This is a genomic window from Paraburkholderia adhaesiva (assembly GCF_021390575.1).
Taxonomy (GTDB): Bacteria; Pseudomonadota; Gammaproteobacteria; order Burkholderiales; family Burkholderiaceae; genus Paraburkholderia; species Paraburkholderia adhaesiva.
The window spans coordinates 624004-641891 of record NZ_JAJEJQ010000002.1 but is presented as its reverse complement, the minus strand read 5'-3'; the positions used below and the strand labels follow the sequence as shown (position 1 = coordinate 641891).

Here is a 17888-nt window from a genome sequence, read left to right as displayed (position 1 = left end):
CCTGATTTTAGGAATAGGTCCGCGGCCGGCCGGTCCCGAACCGGTCGCAGAGAAGCCATGCACGCATACGTCGCCAAGGGAAAACGACGCATTCATGCCTGGCATAAACTGCCCGGATCAACTCAGAACACGTGCTCAATGCCGATATCCGCCGTGAACTGCCTGCCCGTGCTCGACCCTTCGGGGCCATACGACGTCAGCAAGATCCAGGCGGGCATGCCCGTGGCCTGCTGATAGGCGATGCCGCTATAGATGCTGGTGCGCTTCGACAGCGCATAGTTCAGCGAGAGCGTTTCCTGGTGCGCATGCTGGTTCGCGAGCACACTGTTGCCCTTCATGTACTGGTAGGAAAAGTTCGCGTGGAAGAACGGGCTGAACGCATAGGTCGCGTCCGCCTCGATCGTGCCGACACGCGCGCCGTTCATCGTGTTCTGCGAACTCGTGTACATGGCCGAGACTTGCGCGTTCGCGAAGTTGTAGGCAGCGCCCACGCCAACGTTTCGTATCCCGAAGTTTCCATCGCCGATGTTGTTGAACAGGCTCTTGAGGTACGTGTACGCACCATTGAGAACGAGGCCGCCGACGTGGTAATTGACACCGAAGCTCTCGCCGCTGTTCTGGCTGTACGAGCCGGCAACGCCACCGAAGCTGTACATGGCCGTACCGGTCAGACCGTCAATGGTCGGGCTCGTGTACTTGACCGCGTTGGCGATCGGAATGCCGAGCCCGCGGTCCGGGTCGAATGACGGGTTCGGACCCGGGGCGTTCAGCTGGTTCGATGCCGGCAAGCCGAAACCGAACGAGCCCTGGCGCAGCGTCATCGAGCTGATGAACGGGAATGACGGCCCCCAGTGGTCGACGATCATCGAGGTGAACATCGCATCCATCTGGAGACCGAACGTCAACGCGCCGTAACGGTCGTCCGCCAGACCGACATACGACTGGTGCGCGAACAGGCTGCTCGACTGCGTGCCGGTATTGATGTCGAACATCCCCTCGAGCTTGAAGATCGCCTTCAGCCCGCCGCCGAGATCTTCCTTCCCCGTGATCCCGAAGAGATTCGGAGCGGCCTCGCCCGGATCGGCCTTCACTACGCTGTGCCCACCGATATTGTTCACGTACATCACGCCCGTATCGAGCAGGCCATACATTGACACACTGCTTTGTGCCGTTGCTGCGGTAGATGCACAGGCAGAGGCGACTGCGAGGCCCATGCAAGCAATCTTGTTCATCATCGTCCCGATCGTTGTTGTAAACCTGAGAGATTGCGGCGGTCTCAGCCACTGCAATCGTTTCCTGATCAAACAGTTGGAGCATCCTTACGTAGCTGGAAAAACACGCGCTCAACGGCCGACGCGCACCTCGCCAGAACACCGGATTACTGTTTGATGAACTAAATAAAATTGGAAATCAGCGCGTTGGCCAGCATTGTGTCAACCACGTCGACACGTGCCGGCAAACACTTCGACATACGTGACGGCTCCCGTATCCGTACAGCCGGGATAGCCACTTCATCGTCGCCTACCAGTTCAATTACCTCAGGCACTGTCTCCTCCTTTTTTTGATGAAAATCCGCTGCGACGGATTAGTACTGCTTATTTCTCACAGTCCAGATCGACCCCGACCCCATCGCGCCCATCGCACGCGGATGGCCGGGATAACACCTAATGGTTATTCCCTAGATGAACCGGAGAGGGCTGTCAACCGCCGGAAAGATCGACCTTCAACCAAATTTAGACCGAAGATTGATTGAAATTAAATTGACTGTCAATTCATTTTTGAATAACCTGCTCGCGAACTACGACGCATGACCTTCGGCCGTTCGGCGTTGTTCCAGTGCGATACGCCGTCCCCGTTTCGTCCGGCGCGTCGCAAACGAGACATGCACCGATGCACAGCGGTGAACCCCGTTTCGCAAGCAAACAATCTTTCCTGGAGACACAGATGAGCGACACCCCCGTCATCCGCCGGCGCAGCAAAGAGCGCCTTAACGGCATCAGCGACGCGCGCGTCAACGACGCGAAGGTTCAGAGCCAGTACCAGCCCTACAAGGATGCAGCCTGGGGCTTTGTGAACCACTGGTACCCCGCGCTGTTCAGCAAGGAACTGCCTGAAGACAAGGTCGAAGGCATCCAGATCTGCGGAATTCCGATCGTGTTGCGTCGCGTCGACGGCAAGATCTATGCACTGAAGGACCAGTGCATCCACCGCGGCGTGCGCATGTCGGCCAAACCGATGTGCCTGACCAAGGACACCATCAGCTGCTGGTATCACGGCTTCACGTTCGACCTCGAGACCGGCAAGCTCGCGACCATTGCGGGGAACCCGGACGACAAGCTGATCGGCACCACCGGCGTGACGACCTATCCGGTCGAGGAAGTGTGCGGCATGATTTTCGTGTTCGTGCGCGAAGACGACTTCCCGCTCGAAGACGTGCCGCCGCTGTCCGAAGATTTGCCGATCCGCTTCCCGGACAACGACGAGCGCTTCCCGCACCCGCTGTGGCCCGCGGCGCCGAGCATCCTCGACAAGGACGCCGTCGCGCACGGCATGCATCGCACGGGCTTCGCGAACTGGCGCATCGCCTGCGAAAACGGCTTCGACAACGCCCACATCCTGGTCCACAAGGACAACGCGATCATTCACGCCAAGGACTGGGTGCTGCCGCTCGGTATCGTGCCGACCGCCGACGACGCGATTGCCACCGTGGAAAACGACAATGGCCCGAAGGGTATGGTGCAGTGGCTGTTCACCGAGAAGTGGGCTCCCATCCTCAAGAACGAAAAGGTCGATCTGGAGATCACCAACCCGGTGGCGCGCCCGTACCGCACCTCGGTGTTTCTGCCGGGCGTGCTGATGGTCGAAAACTGGCCGGAAGAGCATGTTGTGCAGTACGAGTGGTACGTGCCGATCACCGACGACACCTACGAGTACTGGGAAATCATGGTCCGCGTCTGCCCGACCGAGAAAGAGCGCAAGGACTTCAAGTACCGCTACGACTACTTCTACAAGCCGCTGTGCCTGCACGGCTTCAACGACTGCGACCTGTACGCGCGCGAAGCCATGCACGACTTCTATGCCGATGGAACCGGCTGGGACGACGAGCAACTGGTTTCCACCGATGTCTCGCCGATCACCTGGCGCAAGGTTGCATCGCGCTGGAATCGCGGCATCGCCAAGCCGGGCCGTGGCGTCGACGGCGCAATCAAGGCGGGCGCGATCCGCATGAAGCGCACGGCAGCAGGCAAGGCCCCCGCCTACTTCGTCGAGAAGATCGAAGAAGAAGACGCGTAATCCCCATAGAAGCAAGGTAATGCAATGACCACCGTCAGACAAGTCACCCTCTCCTTCAGCGATGGCGTCTCGACCTCGCTACAGGTCCAGCCCGGCGAAAGCGTGCTCGACGCCGCCATTGCGGCGGAGATCCCGCTGCTGCATCAATGCCGATCGGGCTCGTGCTCGTCCTGCATGGCCCGTCTCGTCGACGGGCAGGCGAACATGCGCGCAGGGGCAAGCTCGACACTGATGCGCAGCGAATACGAAGCGGGCGACCGTCTGCTCTGTCTCGCGGAACCCGAAACCGACTGCACGTTCCAGCTCGCTTACGAGCACGATGCGGGCTCGGTGAAGGCAACGAAGGCGCATGCATTCGTCGACAGCGTGGAGAAGGTGGCACCTGACGTGGTCAAGCTTGTGCTTGAACTGGCGGAAGATGCGTGGCTCGATTTCCGGCCGGGCCAGTTTGTTCAGGTTCGGGTGCCGGGCACCGACGCCACGCGCAGTTATTCGCCCGCCAGCACATCGGCGGATCTGCCGCGAATCGAGCTGCTGATCCGTCTGCTCGACGACGGCGTGATGTCGAACTGGCTTCGCAATGTTGCGAAGCCTGACGATGTCATCGAACTCGAAGGCCCGTTCGGCAGCTTCTTCCTGCGCGAGAAGCGTCCGGTGCCTCACATCATGATTGCGGGCGGCACCGGCCTCGCGCCGATCCTCTCGATGATCGATTCCATCCGTCGTCAATCCGGACGCAAATCGTCAGTTTTGCTGAGCTTCGGCTGCGCGACACCCGAGCAGCTGTTCTGCCTCGACGATATCGAACTGCGCCAACAATTGATGCCGCAACTGGCCTCGCGCATCTCCGTGGATCGCGGCGCTACGGGAAGCCTTCTAAGTGGCAACCCGGTCGCGGCCATCACGGCGGACGACCTCAATCATCCGGATGCGGTGGCGTATCTGTGCGGCCCGCCGCGCATGATCGAGGCTGCAACCGAAAAGCTGTCCCAGCTCGGCATGAAGCGCGAAAACATCTTCGCGGAACAGTTCCTGCCCTCGAACTGAACCAGCGCGTCCACAACGAATCCGGAGACCCGTACCGTGCGAACCACGACCCCTCTGCCATTGTCGGCCGAACAGCAATCCTGGTATGAACAGGTCTGCGCGAAGCTCGACCCGAAGCGCCTGCAAACGCTGCTATTCGAACTCACCGACATTCACAGCCCGACCGGCGCGGCACGTGAGGCAAGCGAATTCATGGCACGCCATATGGCGAGCATCGGCCTGAATGCAAGCTACCGGCCGATGAATGAAATCAGCGGCAATGTGGTCGGGGAGATGCGCGGCAGCGGAGGCGGCGCGTCGCTGATGCTCTACGCGCCGATCGACACGCACCTCGAGGGCGACGAACGCGATCGCCCATGGGTCGGTCCCGCTGATTTCGTCGACCTTCAACCGCGTGCGCGCAGCGAGGGCGACTGGGTCTACGGCCTCGGGGCCTCGAACCCGAAAGGCATGATTGCGACGCTGACTGAAGTCGCAACCGCCGTGATCGAGGCTGGCGTTCCGCTGGTCGGCGATCTGATTCTTGCGATGGCCGACGGCGGCATGCCCGTCAACGTCGCCGAACGCGATAACGCCGGCATGTCGAATGGGGTGGTCCACCTGCTGAGCCGCGGTGTCGCGCCGGACTTCGCCATCGTGATGAAACCGTGGAATACGGTCTATCACGAAGAGCCCGGCATGGGCTGGTTCAAACTTCAGGTCAAGGGCACGCTCGGCTACGCCGGCGTGCCGCGCGGAACGCCGGGCTTCCGCAGCTCGGTCGTGCCGGCCGCGCATGTGATTCTCGAACTCGAACAATGGCTGATCGAGTATGCCGAGCACAACGCCTCGGGCGTAGTGAAGCCGCATGGCTGGATTGCGGGCGTTCGCTCCGGCTGGCCCGAAAGACCCGCGTTCCCGTCCGCTGTAACGGAAATTTTCTTCGATGTCCGTATCAATCCGCGCACGTCGCCCGGCGAGGTCAAGGCCCAATTCGCGGCTTTCGTTGCCGATCTGCGCGCACGCCACCCCGACCTCGATCTCGATTGGGAGATGTACGGTTCGGTGCCGGGCGGCACGACCGATCCCGACAACTGGATCGTCCAGTCCGCCCTGCGCGGCTGGGAGCATGTGGAACAGCGCGCGCATCCGGAGCCCTCGCCGCTGGGCGGACAGACCGACGGCGCCGCGCTGCGCCGTTTTGGCATCCCCACCGCACGCCTTGGCTGGCCCTGGCCGGCCGAAGGCAGCCCGGAGCCGCTCGCCGAAGGGCTCGGCGGCATGGGCGCTACCTATGTGCCGGACCTGATGCCGTGCGCGCACAAGATCGTCTACGCGGTCATCGACACCCTGACGCGCAAGCGCGAAGAACTCGGACTCTGACGCACAGAAGAAGACATACCGGAGCGAACCCATGTCACATTCCAGCCTCCACTACCTTGAAGCCAGCGAGATCGCGTGCCTGATCCGCACGCGTGAACTCTCGTCGGTCGAAGTCGTTACCGCGATGCTCGAACGCATCGCGCAGCTCGACGGCACACTCAACAGCTATGCCCTCGTAACCGCCGATGATGCGCTCGCAGAGGCGCGCGAGGCCGATCGCAAACTCGCGGCGGGCGAACCGACAGGACCGCTGCATGGCGTGCCCGTCGGCATCAAGGATCTGTTCTGGGTCGCCGGACACCCGACTACGGCCGGCACAACAATCCACCGCAATTTTGTCCCCACAGAGGATGCGAGCGTGGTCACCCGGCTGCGCGAAGCGGGCGCGGTCATCCTCGGCAAGCTGCGCATGACCGAAGGCGCATTCGCAATCCACCATCCCGACCTGCCGTCGCCGCAGAACCCGTGGAATGCGAACCACTGGGCTGGCGCGTCGTCGAGCGGCTCCGGCGTGGCCACCGCGGCCGGTCTCTGCTATGCATCGCTCGGCAGCGACACCGGCGGCTCGATTCGCTTCCCGAGCGCGGCCAATGGCCTGACCGGCATCAAACCGACATGGGGACGCGTCAGCCGCCATGGCGCGTTCGAACTTGGCGCGAGCCTCGACCATGTTGGCCCGATGGCCCGCAGCGCCACCGACGCCGCGCTATTGCTCGGCGTGATCGCCGGCTACGATCCGCGCGATCCGACCACGCTGCCGGAATTGCGAATCGAACTGCCGGATCAGGCAACCGATTTGCGCGGCCTGCGAATCGGCATCGACATGCGCTGGAACAGCGAAGGCACGGATGAAGTCATCGTGCGCGCGCTCGAACAGGTAGTGAGGATCGTGAAGGATCTCGGCGGTGAAATCCGCGAGGTCAAGATGCCACCCGTGCGAACCGTGGTGGACGAGTGGTTGATCGACTGCGGCGTACAGGTGGCGCTTGCCCATGAAGCCACGTTCCCGCGGCTCTCCAGCGAATATGGTCCGGCGCTCACGCATCTGATCGGGATCGGCCGCGAAACCGATGCGTTCACCTACGAACGCGCGCTACGCAACCGCGCCGCGCTGCGTGGACAGGTCAACCACATGATGAGCGATATCGACTTGCTGATTGCGCCCGTCCAGCCCTTCGCGGCGCCGACACACGCACAGCTCGACGCGCTTGCTCAGGATCCCGAACTCAATGCGCGTCTGATCCAGTACACCGCGCCATTCAATTCGACGGGCCACCCCAGCATGGCGCTGCCGTGCGGCTCGACCGGGAATCGCCTGCCGATCGGTTTCCAGCTCATCGCACGGCACGGCGCCGAAGCCGTCCTGTGCCGGGCGGGGATGGCATTCCAGCACGCAACCGACTGGCACCGCGCGCATCCGTTGCCGTAAGCGCCGTGGCTCAGCCTTCGCCGCGCTTGCGACGCTTGCGCGGCGCCGGCTCGGGGGGTGCGGCCTCGGTCTGCGGGGTAATGGTGGCCGCGTCGCATGCGGCCTCTTCGTAGACGCCAGTCAGCATCGACAGAAAACGCGCGCTGCGTTCGAACTTCTCTTCCACATCGCTGATCTCGGCCAGACGCCGGATCAGGATCTCCTCGCGCACCTTGTAGTACTCGTCCGTGAGCCTTACGCCCAGCTCGCTCGCGATGTACGAATAGGTTTTGCCGTTGCCGTCCTTGCTCTTCTCGATCAGGCCAGCGGCCTCGAGTTTGCGCAGGCTGTACTGGATGTTCGGAATATCGTCGCGATTCATCAGCCGCGCGATCATCGCGCCGCTCTTGGGACGGTCCTGCATGCGAATCACATGCAGGATCACATGTTCCTGATAATTCAGATCGACGTTGGCGGAGATCGAGACGATTCCGGTGGTGAGCACGAAACGCGAAAAAGATTCAGCGAAGCGAATCAGCGCCCACTCGAACTCGGTCGCCTGAAATTCCATTTCCGATTTTGCCAGATGCCAGGAGCGGTAGTGCTTGGCTTCCATTGCGTGTCCTGCCTCCAAGATTGCGGGGGTAGGCAAAGGAGAATCGGGCGGACCGGGACCGTACGCCCCGAACGACCATCAGATATCCCGTTGCCTGCCGGAACGTCGAAGTGTAACAGTGTTCCCTCGCAAGAAAACAGGCCTGTCCTGGCGCAGAGAAGCGCGCTTCGCGCGTTCGGACAGGTTTCGGATATTTTCGCCTGGGGCCCGGCACGGCCCCGGTGAACGCGCCCGTTGTGAAGTGGCTGCGTTGATCGGTGTTCACGATGGCGGGCAGACCATAGCGCGCGAACGCTTCCTCCAGCGCCTCGACGGCGTACACCGCTTCCGGCGCGATCGCCACGCGGTGCGCGAGCACCTTGCGGCTCGACCAGTCCACCACTGCCGTCACGTGCACGACCCCCTCACCATCGGAATGCAGGTTGTGTCGAGCGCCCAAACCTGATTGATCCAGTCGATCTTCATGCCGCGCAACCGGTACGCGCCAGATCTCGCGCTGTGCGTTGCGGGGACTCGCGTTCGGCTTGCGGTACAGCGCTTCCACGCCCTCGCGTTGCGTCAGCGTGCGCGCGGGGCGGCTCAGGTGGCTTCGAGGTGCGGCCATCCGCAGGGGACAATGCGGGCCATCGGCGGATCGCGTCGATTAGCGTTCCGGGGGGCAGCGGCTATCCTAAGAGATGGAGCGTCCGTTAATAGCCGCGACGAATCGCAGATCCGTGTCGCCCGGCGCCGCCGTTGCGCCCTTTTCACTTCAAGGAGAGTGCATCCGATGATTACGATCTGGGGACGCGCCAATTCGGTCAACGTCCAGAAAGTCATGTGGTGCTGCGACGAGCTGGTGCTGCCGTTCGAGCGCGTCGACGCAGGCGGGCAATTCGGCCGGCTCGACGAACCGGCCTTCCTGGCCATGAACCCCAACGGGAAAATACCGACGCTCGTCGACGGCACGTTCACACTGTGGGAATCGAACGCCATCCTGCGTTACCTGGCGATGGAATACGGCCCGTCGAGCCTGCTCTACCCCATCGACCCGAAAGTGCGCGCGTTGATCGAACGCTGGCTCGACTGGACCCTCGGCACGCTCGCGCCCACCGAGCGTCCGGTTTTCCACGCGCTCGTGCGCACGCCCGCCGACCAGCGCGACATGGCGAAGCTCGCCACCGACCTCGACGCCCTCACGCCGTTGTGGAAGCTGCTCGACCGCCATCTGCAAGGCCGCTTCTTCCTCGAAAACGAGCGCTTCTCGCTCGCCGACATCGTGATCGGCTCACTGGCGAGGCGCTGGTTCGGTCTGGTCGGGATCGAGCGTCCGGCGCTGCCGAATCTGGAACGCTGGTATCAGCGCCTCGCGGAACGCCCGGGCTTTCGCAAGTACATCGATCTGCCCCTCACCTGATCGATCTCCGGTAAAAGGGGGCCGGGCGCGTCGCCGACGCGCCCCGTATAATCGCAGGATGAAGACAGCAAAACCGTCCCCGGAAATGGCGACCCCACACGATCACCATCACGACGACGATCACGCGCATACCCATGCGAATGTGCAGGCCGTGTTGCCAGGTTCGCCCGCGTCGGTGGATGCCGCGCTCGAAATGGCGGAGGCCTACTGCCGCGAACGCGGCGAAAAGCTCACGCCGATCCGCCGCAAGGTGCTGGAATTGCTGCTCACGTCGGGCCGGGCCACCAAGGCCTATTCGCTGCTCGACGAAATGCGCCAAATCCATCCCGGATCGGCGCCGCCCACGGTTTATCGCGCGCTCGACTTCCTGCTGTCGGCCGGACTCATTCACCGCATCGAGTCGATCAACGCGTTTGCCGTCTGTCACGATCTCACGCAGTGCCAGCACGGCATTCTCGTCGTGTGCCAGCAATGCGGCAACGTCACCGAACTCCACGAGCCGAAGCTGCGTCAGGCGCTCGTCGCGCAGATCGAGGCGGCCGGTTACCGGCTTTCGGGTGACGGGATCGAACTCAAGGGGGTCTGTGCGCAATGCCAGGCCGCTCAGCCGTCGCCGGCAGAAGCCGCCGCGCAGTCCTGACGCCTCGACCGCGCCCATTCGCGCGGCGCGGCACGATTCCCGCACGCTGATGCCTACGCTTGCCGCGACTCGATCGCGTCGCTCAGCAATGCCACGAGCTCGTCGGGCCGTGCGGGTTTTGTCATGAAGTGCTGAAAACCTTCGCCGATGCTGCGCAGACGCCAGCTTTCGTCGGTGTGTCCGGTGAGTGCGACGGCGACGGCCGGCGAGTGATCGCTGCGGATTTCGTGGTCGCGCAGACGCTGGATCAGATAGAAGCCGTCCATCGCCGGCAGATCGAGATCGCAAACCACTGCATCGGGGTGTAATTCGAGTGCCGCTTCGACGCCGGTTTCGGCGTCTCCCACCGCCACGACGTGCGCCCCTTCCGATTCGAGCAGCGAAGTAAGTGACGCCCTGCTTTGCGGGTCGTCTTCGACGAGGACGATCGTCGCCCGGTCGAGTTTGAGTACTGCGTTCATTGTGTTCGCTTGAATACCGTTCTAACTGTGTAGGTAGCCGCGCCGTGCGCTAACGCCGTCGCGGGCCGCCCTCCATGCGCAATATTAATGCCGCCGCTCGCGGCACGCTGGGTTCCGCGCTGTGTCCAGGTTCGACACGCGCCGCGCACGATAATCCGGAGATAAGTCACGCGGATGAAACGCGCCCTCACCGCTTCGGATCGACGCGAATGCGCGCGGCAACCTTGTTCGCCCGCAGGTTTTCCTGTCGAAGCCAATGCTTCGAGTGCCCTGGCGGACGCACCAGTGCTTCGACGACCGGACACGGCCAGTCGTTCCCGAAGCGCACGCCTGCAACGCCGAAAAACTGTGCTTTCGCGTTCCATGTCCGATGGATCAGCGCGCCGGGCGGAACTGCTGGGGCCGTCACCGACTGCCGCTCGCGCGTCGCAAGTGGGCTCAACCGGGCTCAAACGAGCCGACCATGCTTCGGGCTCTGCAGATTTGCATTGGATACGTGGAAATACGGTGCCACATCCACGGGCGGATCGGGGCTCGTCGCCTCCGTTTGCGACGGGGATTGATCAGAGCAAATCCGCGCGACATGCTGCGCACGCAATGTGCCCATAATCGCGTTCGCGGGGAACCAGGCGTTACACCGCTAGCGTGTTCTTGTAGAACCGTCCGTCCTTCATGACTATCCGCAGATTTTTGTCCGGACTGGCGATCAGGTCGAGATTTTCGAGCGGATTGCCATCGACGAGTAATAGATCCGCGTAAGCGCCCTCTTCCAGAACGCCCAGTTTGCCCGGATACGGATTGCGCTTGCCCGAGAGGGAAAGTAGCTGCCCGTTACCGGCGGTCGCCATTTTCAGCAACTCGGCCGACGAATACCAGCGGGCCATGTGGGTCAGCATGACGCCCTGACGTTGGGCCAGCGCCGGCGAAAAAATCAGGTCCGTCCCGAAGGCCGTTTTGACGCCGTGCTTGCGCACGAGCTTGAACATCGTGTCCGTACCCGCAATGACTTCCCGGAATTTTTCGAGGCTTGATCCGGTCAGCGTGCCTGCATCGTTTTCGTTGACGAATGGCTGGGTACTGAGCCACGTTCCATTTTTCGCCAACAAGGCAGCGGTCTTGTCGTCCATCAGATGACCATGTTCGATGCACTGAGCGCCGGCCGAAACGGAACGTTGAACAGCCTCCGGCGTGTACGCATGCACGAGGACATAGCTGCCCCAATCCCCCGCCGTCTCGACAGCGGCGCGTAATTGGGACTCGGTGAAAGTCAGCATGTCGAGCGGGCTGCGCGGCGTGGACACGCCCCCGCATCCAACCAGCTTGACCTGGGTGGCCCCTTGCAGGAACTGTTCGCGCACGCGAAGCCGGACTTCGTCTTCCGTATCGGCGATCGCAAAGCCGCCTTCCTTTTCGAGTCTGCTGAGCTGGCCGCCGGTTCGCGGAATGTCCGCGAGCGCCCGGAAATCGCCGTGCCCGCCGGTCGTGGTGATCATCGGACCGGACGGATAGATGCGTGGTCCGGAGATCATGCCGCCGTCGATCGCCTGCTGGAGAACGAACGCGGGCCCACCCACGTCGCGGATCGTCGTGAAGCCTCGCAACAACGTTCGCTCGGCTTCGGCGCTCGCTGCAAGGTAGACGAGGCCCATGTCCGCCTGGAGGATGGCCTGGACTGGAAGCGCCGCCAGCAGCGCATGCCAGTGCATGTCGATGAGGCCGGGCATGATGACTCTGCCGCCACAGTCGATGGTGAGCCTTGCGTCGGTTGAAGCCGGTTGTCCGCTCCCGATATGGCCGATCCGGTTTCCGTCGATGGACATGGACAGTCCATCCCGCAACGTGGACGACTTGCCGTCGAAAAGTCTAAAGTTCGTGAAGAGGACGGGACGGGACGGTGCAGCAGGCGGGCCGCCACTTTGAGCTTTGCTGAGACCCGGCAATATGAGGCTCAACATCGACACCGCCATGCCGGTGACGAATCCGCGCCGGGACAGGTCGGCACTAATGCGTCGATTCGCGTACTGCGCCTGCGACTGCGTGCAAAGGCACCATTGGGATGAACTGACCGCCGTGGTTCCGCCGTATTTCCGCCAGGACATGACGCCCCCTTGAACGTAGACCACGTCGATAGTCGGAGACTGAAAACGACGCGGGACAACGAGCAACGAATCCGCAGAGTAGTATGCCGAAATCCGGATCCGGATGAGACGACGGTGTAGAGCCCGAGGAAATACGCTCCCGGTTAAACGACGGTTTCATAAACGCCGTTGATCTTGCCACTGAATACCGGTCTTCATCACGAACAGGATGCCGGCCAGCGAAGCCCGATCCGGTACTGGCTTGCGGCCCGGATACTTGAATCGGCGTAGCTTCGCTGGCGGCTGCAGTGGCTCGATCAGCGACCACAGTTTGTCGTCAATGACTGGCTTTCCCATCTCCTCGACCCTGTTGTCACGTCGGTCGAAGCCAGCATATTGCGTTACGGATGAGCAGCCCCTACGAACTCGTTTTGAAATCGCTTGTAAGCAACTCTGAAAAACTTTCAGGAGTTGTATAAGGGATCATTGACCATGAAGCCACGTATGATCGCTTTGTTCTCGCTGTTCGCCGATGATGGGTTCTTGAGGTAATTGGATACGTCTCTTTCAGCCATAAAAGTGGGACCAAGGGTTGCGTTAATAACCGATCCAGTGAATGCGGCAGTTCTATCTTTCCGGGAAAGGTTGCTATTCATTGCATCCTTTCTGAAGCTGCCACTCTCCCTGAAGGACGCCTGTGCGTGCGTAAGGTGTCCAGAATCGACGTTATCCATGTTTCGCCGGATGTTATTCAGAGAACTATCTGATAGCTTGAACCCGGTTCTATGCAACAAATCGTTAACGAGGCCGACGGTTTGTGGATAAGAGCCAGGCTGGCTTGAACTGGGTGACTGCGACACCCTGCTGGAAAGATTTAACCTGTTGTCGGAATTGGTCCTTCCGATTTGTTCTGCCGGAGGCGAACCACCAGCAAGACCGGGGCGAGTGCCTTCGTTGAAATACTTCGTGGCATTGTTCACGTCAGTCTGATGGCGAAGTGCAGGCAGCTTTTGTCCGTTCCCGATTTGCTGCAAGGCATTCTGGTGGCCCTCTGGTGTGAGGCCTGGCAGCTGTTTTTTGACGTTTTCTTGTGTCAGCTTAATGGGAGTGGTCTGCTGTCCTGATGGTTCGCCTGATGCCGCTACTTTGGGCGATTGTCCACTCGGCGCCTGGGGCTTGACATCCGAACTGGCCGGAGTAGCGCTCCGGTTGCTGGACGTTACAACACCTGGTGTAGTTGTCGTTTCAGGGACAGGATCCTGGGGGCCAATCCTGGACAGGGTTGACGACGACAAACCGTTTTTCACATATCCGGCCGGGTTGCGGATAAGCTGCGCCAATGACGCAGGCAAAGGAGCGAGGCCGATGCCAGCGGAAACAGCGCCTGCAACGCCGGCTTTGCGATCGTTTTCAGTGTCGCCATTGACTGCCTTGTTGGCGCTCAGCCCTAGCTGGGCCAGATCCATTCCGCCCTGCACTGCAGCGGCAAGTGGTTCGCCTACGAGCGCTAGTGGCCCCAGGTACGGATTGATCTTCTGCAGCCACTTCAGCGCGTTGTCCTCCTTCACCTCGCCATTGGACTTGATCAGCGTCCCCGCATCGCTGACTGTGCGCTCCTGAGCCTGTTTCTGCATGTCGGTGAAGACGTCTCCTCCGATCGCATCTTTTCCGTCGCTGCGGTCGATGACCTCATCCGATGGTTTCCACGTCCCATCGCCGAGTTTATCGAGGCTGCTGCCCACACCGTAATAAAAGGTCCCGTCCTGGAGGTTGTACAGAGAGAAATGACTGGCCAGCGCTGCCCGTTTCTGCGGGTCCCCGCACTGATCCGCTACCCATTGCTTCATCTGGTCTTCGTTATCGAATGCGTGAAAAGGCTGCGAACTGCCTGGCATGTACATCACTTCGCGCCCAGTCTTCTGGTCGGTGAATCGCAGGATGTCACTGGATGGATAACCGTTGATGTCAAAACGCTTTACGCTCACGCATGGATCAGGAGCCGCTTCACGGTATAGCTGATCCATCGTAACTTGCTGGTCCGGCTGGATATCCGGTGCAGAACCACGCATCACTGTGTTGAAGTCGTTTGCGGAAAGCTCCCCGCCCTGCAGAGCCAATCTCGCGTTGCCGATCAGGTTGCCCTTTGCCGCCGCCCGATAATCGGCTCCATGGTCCGTCCAGAAGTCGTTGAGGTTTTTAGATACCTGGGATTGCAGATCACCTTGATAGAACTGGTCGCGCAGAGCCGAAGCGGTAATGGGCAGGCCTGGGACACTGAAAAGGTGGTCTAGCGAGCCATTGTCCTGGTTCGACCAGTCGACACCTTCCCGCGAATCGATGTCGAAGTTGCGCAACGCTGCCTGCGTCAACGAAATGTCCTTGGGCGGGATGGTCGTGCCATGGGGCATGCCCGGAATGGTGTCTCCGTTGAAATGGACATAGGTATGGTCCGGGTCGACGTCACGGCCGGTTGCCTGCTTGACTTGCTGTCGTGCGAAATCGCGTGCCATCCCGTTGATATCGGGAAAACTCGCGCGCATTGTCTCGCTGAGCGTGTCGAGGTTCGCCGGCTTCGCCACGGTTGAGGACGGTTTCTCGACCGATGAGGGCGACGGCCGGACTGAAGCACTATTGCTGGCTACTTGCGGCGAACTGGAATTCGGAGAAGTTTGATAACTAAAACTATGCGAAGGAAGCGGAGGGATACCCATGTCGTAACTCCTATTACCAGGATCGGTAATAACAAGCTACTCCCGGGGTCAGCCCACAAGAGTTAGCGGGGTACCGTGCCGTAGACGGATGCCTGCCATTTCGCGCATGGCACGCGCAAGACCCGCGTGGTTAAAGGGAACGCCCAAATCAGCGAACGGCGCGGCATTTTGGCGCGTCACGAGGTTTGTCTCACTGCAAGCCGCGCCGCGCGATTAGCGGTTGGTACGAGGCAATAACGCGGGTGCTGCCGAAAGAACTGCTGTGGACCGACTTCCGGAGGGCGCGTCTGCGCTGAAACAGGTGCTCCGCATGAAATGGCCGATGGCGACGGATTGCGAACAGGCAGTCAAAGCGGCGGCACATTCCGGTTGCGCACGGTTACCCGGTCGAGAAGCAGGTACTGACGCGCAGCGCACGAAATGGGAAAGCGCGCGACCCGAGCGATAGACTCGGCACGGCGGCGACGAACTGGGTCGCTATCTGTCGTTGCGCACGAACACGAAATCCGAAAACCGCCCAGTTACTGATCCTGCGCGCTTCCCGCATCGCGGGCAGGACCGACACCCTGCGTGATCAGCGCCACCGCATGCCGCGCGATCTCGCGTGCGCCCAGCTCGCGGCGGGCCGGATCGTTTCGCCAGACGCTCGATGTCGCGAGCGGCAGCAGCGTAAGACCAAGCAGTGAATGGAACAGCAATGTGGGCTCGAGCGCTGCGTTGAGCCGCCCTTCGCGCTGCCAGCGCGCGATCGCGGCGTGCGCCGCCTCCTGATTAGACTGACCGTAGCGCTCGTGCATCCGCTGACGCAGCAGACCGCCTTCGCTGATCACTTCGCGGACCCACAACGGCGCGAACCACGGATACCGCTCGCCGACCTCGACGAAGCGTTGCGTGAGCAACGTGAGCGCGGCCACGGGATCGTCGGGATGGGCCTCGAAGATACCGCCCATCGCCGCGCGCACCGGCACGAAGCGCTCGTCGATCAACACGTCGATCAGTTGATCGCGCGTCTTGAAGTAGTAGTGCACCATCGCGGGCGTGACGCCCGCCTCGCGGGCAATCGCAGCGAGCGAGGTGTCCAGGATGCCCTGGCGAGCGAACAGTGCCAGCGCCGCATCGATCAGACGCGTACGCTGCTCCGCACCGCCCACGCCGCCAGTCGGCCGACCGGGGCGGCGCGCGGCGGGTGCTTCGGGTGCTGCGCTTGCGCTAGCGGACGTATCGGACTCGCTCATCGTGTAACTCGCTCGTAACACCGCGGCCTTTGACCGCATAGGGGAATTCGACTAATATTAACTTTTGCGTTAATTAATTTCAAGTTAGCCCAGTCGATGGAAACCACCCCGGAACGCCCCATGCCGCACCCGAAAGACGCCGCAACTGCTTCCGGCCATCCACCGATCCGGCTTCTCTTTCCGGCGCTGCTGCTGGTGATGCTGCTCGCAGCGCTCGACCAGACCATTGTCTCGACGGCGCTGCCGACCATCGTCGGCGAACTGGGCGGGCTCGACCGGCTCTCGTGGGTCGTCACGGCCTATCTGCTCACTTCGACCATCGTCGTTCCGCTTTACGGGAAGTTCGGCGACCTGTTCGGCCGCAAGATCGTGCTGCAGACCGCGATCGTCATCTTCCTGGTCGGCTCGGCGCTGTGCGGCATCGCGCAGGACATGATGCAGTTGATCGTGCTGCGCGCGGTGCAGGGCATCGGCGGCGGCGGACTACTTGTCGTGACGATGGCCGCCATCGGCGATGTGATCCCGCCCGCACAGCGCGGCAAGTACCAGGGCCTGTTCGGCGGCGTATTCGGCCTCGCCACGGTGATCGGGCCGCTGCTCGGCGGCTTTCTCGTCGAGCATCTGTCGTGGCGCTGGATTTTCTATATCAACCTGCCGCTCGGCGCAGTGGCGCTCGTGGTGATCGGCGCGGTGTTCCGGCCGCACACCGCACACATCAAGCACGTGATCGACTATATGGGCGCAGCGTGGCTCGCCGCCGCCCTCACCTGCCTGATCCTCTTCACGAGCCAGGGCGGCACCATCCTGCCGTGGACCTCGCCGCAACTGTGGTTCACGCTCGCGCTCGGCTGCGTTTCCGTGGCAGGGTTCATTCACGAGGAAAAGCACGCCGTCGAGCCCATCATTCCGCTCGAACTGTTCCGCCATCGCACGTTCCTGCTATCGAGCGTGATCGGCTTCATCGTGGGCGTCTCGCTGTTCGGTTCGGTCACGTTCGTGCCGCTCTATCTGCAGGTCGTGAAGGGCTCGACGCCTTCGGTGGCCGGCATGCAGATGTCACCGATGATGGGCGGACTGCTCGTGATGTCGATCGCCACCGGGCGCATCATCAGCAAGATCGGCAAGTACCGCGTGTTTCCGATCGTGGGGACTGCGCTCATCGCCATTGCGATGATGCTGCTCGCGCGGCTTTCCATCGATACGCCCGTCGAACGCATGTATCTCTATCTCACCCTGCTCGGCTGCGGGCTTGGCATGGTGATGCAGGTGTTGATCCTCGCCGTGCAGAATGCCGTCGAGTTTCGCCATATGGGCGTGGCCACGTCGGGAGCGACGCTGTTCCGCTCGATCGGTGGATCGATGGGCGTGGCCGCGTTTGGCGCCGTGTTCTCGCACGGGCTTCAGTCGCGGCTCGACAAAGTGCTCGGGCCCGATGTCGAACTACCGAAGCCACTCACGCCCGACGTGATCCATCATTTGCCGCCCGCGCTGCATGCCGACTATCTCAACGCCTTCGCGGGTGCACTGCACACCGTCTATCTCCTGGCGGCGTGCGTCGTTGTGTTCGCTTTCGCACTCGCCTGGCTGCTCCAGGACATTCCGTTGCGCAAGAAGCACTGACGAAAAGCGGCCTGTGCCTC

15 protein-coding genes and 1 pseudogene are annotated in these 17888 nt (G+C 61.7%); 7 read left to right on the top strand and 9 right to left on the bottom strand.

Going from position 1 to position 17888, the window contains the following annotated elements:
* Positions 1-122 precede the first annotated feature (122 nt).
* The gene (locus L0U80_RS18465) at positions 123-1235 is read right to left on the bottom strand and encodes a porin (RefSeq protein WP_233868108.1); all 1113 of its coding nucleotides are present in this window, start codon (positions 1233-1235) and stop codon (positions 123-125) included.
* A gap of 709 nt (positions 1236-1944) precedes the next feature.
* Between L0U80_RS18465 and L0U80_RS18460 the strand changes: the two genes are divergently transcribed.
* Genes L0U80_RS18460 through L0U80_RS18445 form a run of 4 tightly spaced genes read left to right on the top strand, consistent with a single transcriptional unit; the run spans position 1945 to position 7132 of the window.
* A complete protein-coding gene (locus L0U80_RS18460) occupies positions 1945-3294 on the top strand; it encodes a Rieske 2Fe-2S domain-containing protein (protein WP_233868106.1) in 1350 nt (449 codons plus the stop codon).
* 24 nt (positions 3295-3318) lie between these two features.
* The gene (locus L0U80_RS18455; RefSeq protein ID WP_233868104.1) at positions 3319-4341 is read left to right on the top strand and encodes an FAD-binding oxidoreductase; all 1023 of its coding nucleotides are present in this window, start codon (positions 3319-3321) and stop codon (positions 4339-4341) included.
* A gap of 36 nt (positions 4342-4377) precedes the next feature.
* Positions 4378-5703: a M20 family metallopeptidase gene (locus tag L0U80_RS18450; protein ID WP_233868102.1), complete on the top strand. Its 1326-nt coding sequence runs from the start codon at positions 4378-4380 to the stop codon at positions 5701-5703.
* A gap of 31 nt (positions 5704-5734) precedes the next feature.
* Positions 5735-7132 (top strand): amidase, encoded by a 1398-nt coding sequence (locus L0U80_RS18445; RefSeq protein WP_233868100.1) that lies wholly within the window; start codon positions 5735-5737, stop codon positions 7130-7132.
* Positions 7133-7142: 10 nt separating this feature from the next.
* On the opposite strand, the gene L0U80_RS18440 is transcribed toward L0U80_RS18445, so the two are convergent.
* Together L0U80_RS18440 and L0U80_RS18435 are read right to left on the bottom strand one after the other, a co-directional pair.
* Complete coding sequence (locus L0U80_RS18440) at positions 7143-7682, bottom strand: winged helix DNA-binding protein (RefSeq protein WP_233868098.1); 540 nt, start codon at positions 7680-7682, stop codon at positions 7143-7145.
* The gene (locus L0U80_RS18435; RefSeq protein WP_233868095.1) at positions 7633-8271 is read right to left on the bottom strand and encodes a DDE-type integrase/transposase/recombinase; all 639 of its coding nucleotides are present in this window, start codon (positions 8269-8271) and stop codon (positions 7633-7635) included. Before L0U80_RS18435 ends, L0U80_RS18440 begins: the two co-directional genes overlap by 50 nt.
* A 225-nt stretch (positions 8272-8496) precedes the next feature.
* Between L0U80_RS18435 and L0U80_RS18430 the strand changes: the two genes are divergently transcribed.
* Both L0U80_RS18430 and L0U80_RS18425 read left to right on the top strand, forming a co-directional pair.
* Positions 8497-9123: a glutathione S-transferase family protein gene (locus L0U80_RS18430; protein ID WP_233868092.1), complete on the top strand. Its 627-nt coding sequence runs from the start codon at positions 8497-8499 to the stop codon at positions 9121-9123.
* 58 nt (positions 9124-9181) lie between these two features.
* A complete protein-coding gene (locus L0U80_RS18425; RefSeq protein WP_233868089.1) occupies positions 9182-9763 on the top strand; it encodes a Fur family transcriptional regulator in 582 nt (193 codons plus the stop codon).
* Positions 9764-9816: 53 nt separating this feature from the next.
* Here the strand turns inward: L0U80_RS18425 and L0U80_RS18420 are convergent, their stop codons facing one another.
* The 6 genes and pseudogenes from L0U80_RS18420 to L0U80_RS18395 form a co-directional block, all read right to left on the bottom strand.
* Positions 9817-10224, bottom strand: a complete 408-nt coding sequence (locus L0U80_RS18420; RefSeq protein WP_233868086.1) for a response regulator — start codon at positions 10222-10224, stop codon at positions 9817-9819.
* A gap of 187 nt (positions 10225-10411) precedes the next feature.
* Positions 10412-10666: an FAD-binding domain-containing protein gene (locus L0U80_RS18415; protein ID WP_233868069.1), complete on the bottom strand. Its 255-nt coding sequence runs from the start codon at positions 10664-10666 to the stop codon at positions 10412-10414.
* A 190-nt stretch (positions 10667-10856) separates the two neighbouring features.
* On the bottom strand, positions 10857-12323 hold the full coding sequence (locus L0U80_RS18410) for a metal-dependent hydrolase family protein (RefSeq protein ID WP_233868066.1): 1467 nt from the start codon (positions 12321-12323) through the stop codon (positions 10857-10859).
* A gap of 177 nt (positions 12324-12500) precedes the next feature.
* A pseudogene (locus L0U80_RS18405) lies at positions 12501-12659 on the bottom strand (transposase); the annotation flags it as partial.
* A gap of 107 nt (positions 12660-12766) precedes the next feature.
* Positions 12767-15013, bottom strand: coding sequence for a dermonecrotic toxin domain-containing protein (locus L0U80_RS18400; RefSeq protein ID WP_233868062.1), 2247 nt, complete (start codon positions 15011-15013; stop codon positions 12767-12769).
* Between the two features lie 521 nt (positions 15014-15534).
* Complete coding sequence (locus tag L0U80_RS18395) at positions 15535-16248, bottom strand: TetR/AcrR family transcriptional regulator (RefSeq protein WP_233868059.1); 714 nt, start codon at positions 16246-16248, stop codon at positions 15535-15537.
* A 120-nt stretch (positions 16249-16368) separates the two neighbouring features.
* Here L0U80_RS18395 and L0U80_RS18390 point away from each other — a divergent pair, with 120 nt between their 5' ends.
* The gene (locus tag L0U80_RS18390; RefSeq protein ID WP_233868056.1) at positions 16369-17868 is read left to right on the top strand and encodes an MDR family MFS transporter; all 1500 of its coding nucleotides are present in this window, start codon (positions 16369-16371) and stop codon (positions 17866-17868) included.
* The last annotated feature ends 20 nt before the right edge of the window (positions 17869-17888 follow it).